The following is a 4,064-nucleotide window of genomic DNA, read 5'->3' as shown; positions in this document are numbered from 1 at the left end:
TGACGGAGCTCACCGGTCTTGACATCACACGGCCAAAAGACGCCGCGCGAGCTTTGCTAGCACTCCATCGCACTACTCGATAGCACTTGTGCACAGACACAACCACAACACTCAGCCAGTGGGGCAATGCATAGAAAACCCTCCATCCCATTCACCCCAAGGTGACGCACACCTAATGTTCCATAGAAAGGTAATGCATTTCACATAAGGAGCACCTCGATATGACTACCCATGCAGCGTCGGCCGCTTCGGCCCAATCCGGCGCCGAGGAAATCAAGGTCGACTCAAAGGACGTCTTCCGCATCGCCAGTTCCGCATTCGTCGGCACAGCCCTCGAATGGTATGACTTCTTCCTCTTCGGCACCGCCGCCGCGCTCGTCTTCAACGAACTCTTCTTCTCTGGAATGACGGGCACCGGCGCCACTCTCGCCTCCTTCGCTACTTTCGGCGTAGGCTTCCTTGCCCGCCCACTCGGCGCGGTCATTTTCGGCCAAATTGGCGATAAGATGGGCCGCCGACCAGCGCTTATCATCTCCATCGTCGTCATCGGAGTAGCCACCGGAGTCATCGGCCTCCTGCCCACCTTTGACAGCATTGGCATCTGGGCACCTATCGCACTAGTGATCCTGCGCCTGCTTCAGGGAATCGCCGTCGGCGGCGAATGGGGCGGCGCAACAACCATGGCTATCGAACACGCACCAGCTGAAAAGCGCGGCCGCTACGCCGCCTTCGTGCAAATCGGCTCCCCCGCCGGTACGCTGCTCTCCTCCGGCGCCTTCGCGCTTGTACTCATGCTCGACGATGACGCGGTGAGCTCATGGGGCTGGCGCATTCCCTTCCTTATCGCTTTCCCCTTCCTTGCGGTAGCGCTGTGGATTCGTTCGAAGGCTGAGGAATCCCCCGTCTACAAGGCCTTGGAAGAGGAGGCTGAGGCAGACGAGGCCGCACACCAAGGCTCCCTGAAGGAGCTTTTCACACAGCACTTCCCACAACTGTGCCTCGCCTCTGCGGCAGCCTTCTTAGGTATCGGCGGCTTCTTCGTCATGAGCACCTACGTCCTCTCCTACGCCACGACCACGCTGGACTTTGAACGTCAGACCGTCGTGAACGCTACCCTCCTCGGGGCAGTGTGCCAGATCTTTATCAACGTCATCTTCGGCCGCCTCGGCGAAAAGATTGGCCCTGGTCGCGTTATCGGATACGGCGCGCTTGCCACCGCCATCATGGCGTGGCCGCTGTGGGCGATGATCGACACCGGCAATGCAGTACTACTCACGCTCTCTGTCTGTATTGGACTGTCCCTAGTTACAATCACCTATTCCGTATCAGGCGTCCTACTTTCAGAGGTCTTCCCCGCCAACGTCCGCTATTCCGGCGTAGCCATCTCTGCCAACATCGCGTCAGCTGTCTCAGGCTTGCTACCTTTCCTGGCCACCGCTTTGAACGCTTCCAATGAGACCCCCAGCTCCACGCCGGGAATCATCATTTTGGCCGTTACCTCGCTCATCACAGCTTTTGGCGGTTTCGCCGGCGAGAGGCACCGCCGCGAGGACGACGTCACCATCGTCGACTAATACACAACCGCTCATAAGAAAAATAAGTTGGAACACGACTCCTAGGCCCACTAGGCTCAGGTGCCGTGTCTCATGATCTCTCCTCCTCCACCCTGAACGCGCGCGCCCGGCGCATTATCGCCTGGGTCGCCGCGCTGAACCTCCTCGGATTTTTTAGCGAGTTCATCATCGCCTGCATCATTGGCTCAGCCTCACTCTTCGCCGATGCTGCTGACTTCCTCGAGGACTTCCTCATCAACGCGCTCGTCCTGTTAGCGCTGCGCTGGTCGGTGGAGGGGCGTCGCAAAGCAAGCTATGGCTTGGCCGGTCTCATCCTGATTCCTGCCGTGGCGTCCTATGGCATGGCCATATGGAAGATCATCAACGGCGCCGTGCCTGAACCACTCACGTTGTCGGGCACGGCCGTGGCAGCGATGCTCATCAACCTGCTCTGCGCGGTATTGCTCGTGCAACTACGCCACGGTAGCGCGCTCACGCGCGGCGCATGGTTGGCCGCACGCAATGATGTCGCTGCCAACATTCTCATCCTTGGCGCCGGCCTTCTTATGCTGGCGTGGGCAAGCCCCTGGCCGGACATCGTGGTGGGCCTCATTATCGGCACCATTAACCTGCGCGCAGCGGCTGAGGTTTTCGAGCAAGCACGCGCCGAAGATCCGGAAATTGAAGAAGACTAACGCACCATCCTTAAGAGTTTCTTAAGCGTCTCGCGCGCCTGTGCGCGGCTCCACTCGCGCCCCTGGGGGTTAAAACCGGCCCGACAATCAACCTTGGAGATAATCTTTTTCTCCCCCTAATGGGGTTATTCTTTAGTATGTGTCCAAACGATCAAAGAGACGTTTTCCCAGAATACGGTCTAGGTAGACAAAGCCAAGGTCGGCGCAAATTCCTTAGCCAATTGTTTACCCGCGTGTCACCCTATCGAAACTTACTTCAACTCACAAAAATATAAACAACCTTAAGGATGCGCGATCCTGAAAATCTCCTTATCGTTGCTTCACGTCACGCACTGAGCGCTACAGCGTATTCGCAGCGCCACGACAGTGCGTCACCACATTGCCCCAAACTTTTTCATCCAGGAGAACAACCATGACCAAGCGTCGTCGTACCGCCGGCCTCATCGCCGGCCTCGCGATTGCAGGCACTGCCCTCATCGCACCGGCTGCATCCGCAGCAACCCAGACCGAGTCCTACCCGGAGACCCCGGCTGTGAACGCCAAGCTGCCCATCGTTCACACGTCCCACGGCTCCGACCACATGAAGGCCAACGTCCTTAACCCGCGTCCGGTCTGCAACCCGTGGGAGGACCACCGCACTGTGGTCTACAAGGTGACGGATAACTTCATGCCGGCAGGCACCATCTCCACCACCAACCAGACCAAGAAGGACATCCCGCTGCAGCAGGACCTGTCCAAGTCCCAGTCCATCACCCTGTCCGTCAACGGTGACCGCACTGAGACCACCTCCATGAATGCAGGCGGCAAGGGCTCCGGCAAGAACTCCGAGGGTTCCTTCGGCATCTCCCACCAGATCGCCACCAAGCTCGGTGCTTCTGCGTCCTACTCCCTGTCCTGGGAGGCTGGCCAGTCCATCGGCCCGTACGATGTTCCGCCGAACCACACCGGTGAGGCTACCTACGGCTTCCGCGTTCTGAACATGACCGGTACCCAGCAGTACTGCAAGCCGAACGGCACCTGGTCCACCCCGACCTTCTGGTCCGCAATGCAGCCGATGAAGAACGAAGTGCGCGTCAAGCTCTACGACGACATCGCTGATTCCTACGCTCCGAACAAGGACGCTCAGAACACCACCGACGTCAACGACCCGAAGGTTGTTGAAGAGGAGAAGTCTCCGGAGGCGGACGCTGAGGTCATCAAGGACAACGAGGTTGCTCCGAAGGAGAAGGTTGTCTCCGAGGCCGAAGGCAAGAAGGAAGAAGAAGCCGACAAGAAGGTCCAGGAGGACGTCGACAACGGCAAGACCGATGAGGCCAAGCAGAAGCTGGACCTGAAGCCTGTTCTGACCACCTCCGGCGCTAAGCACGCTGGCTTTGCCGGCACCGTTGCTCTCCGCTTGGAGAACGTCGGCACCGAGCGCTACTACGGCGACTACCCGGCAGTTCAGTACCGCGTCGACGTTAAGACCGCTGAGGGCCCGAAGGGCGTTGACCGCCTCATCACCCCGCGTTCCTCCAACGGTGCGCACATCCGCGACCTGGGCTTCGATGAGAAGACCTCCACCCGCTCCTTCGAGGTCACCCTGGCCAACCCGATTAACGCTGGCGAGTCCGCTCGCGTTGCCAACCTGGACTTCGGCGATGGCAACACCAAGGAAGGCCGCCTGAAGAACTACATCGAGGTCACCCAGATTTCCCGCCTCGACGGTGACAAGTCCACCGACAACGACCAGAACGTTGATTCCCGCAAGATCACCGTCAAGGACACCGGCAAGAAGGCCGAGGGCCTGTTCTAAGGAACACCCCTCGCCCCCTTC

At 59.1% G+C, this 4,064-nt stretch carries 3 protein-coding genes; all 3 read left to right on the top strand.

The window, feature by feature from the left end; translation table 11 throughout:
- The first annotated feature begins 221 nt into the window (after positions 1-221).
- A complete protein-coding gene (locus RDN59_RS11585) occupies positions 222-1,574 on the top strand; it encodes an MFS transporter (RefSeq protein WP_308607970.1) in 1,353 nt (450 codons plus the stop codon).
- Between the two features lie 65 nt (positions 1,575-1,639).
- Positions 1,640-2,248, top strand: a complete 609-nt coding sequence (locus RDN59_RS11580; protein WP_308607969.1) for a cation transporter — start codon at positions 1,640-1,642, stop codon at positions 2,246-2,248.
- A gap of 412 nt (positions 2,249-2,660) precedes the next feature.
- Positions 2,661-4,043: a hypothetical protein gene (locus tag RDN59_RS11575; protein ID WP_308607968.1), complete on the top strand. Its 1,383-nt coding sequence runs from the start codon at positions 2,661-2,663 to the stop codon at positions 4,041-4,043.
- The last annotated feature ends 21 nt before the right edge of the window (positions 4,044-4,064 follow it).

Source organism: uncultured Corynebacterium sp. (assembly GCF_902489365.1).
Lineage (GTDB): Bacteria > Actinomycetota > Actinomycetes > Mycobacteriales > Mycobacteriaceae > Corynebacterium.
The sequence above is the reverse complement of the archived record's forward strand: the minus strand, read 5'-3'. Positions and strand labels throughout refer to the sequence as shown.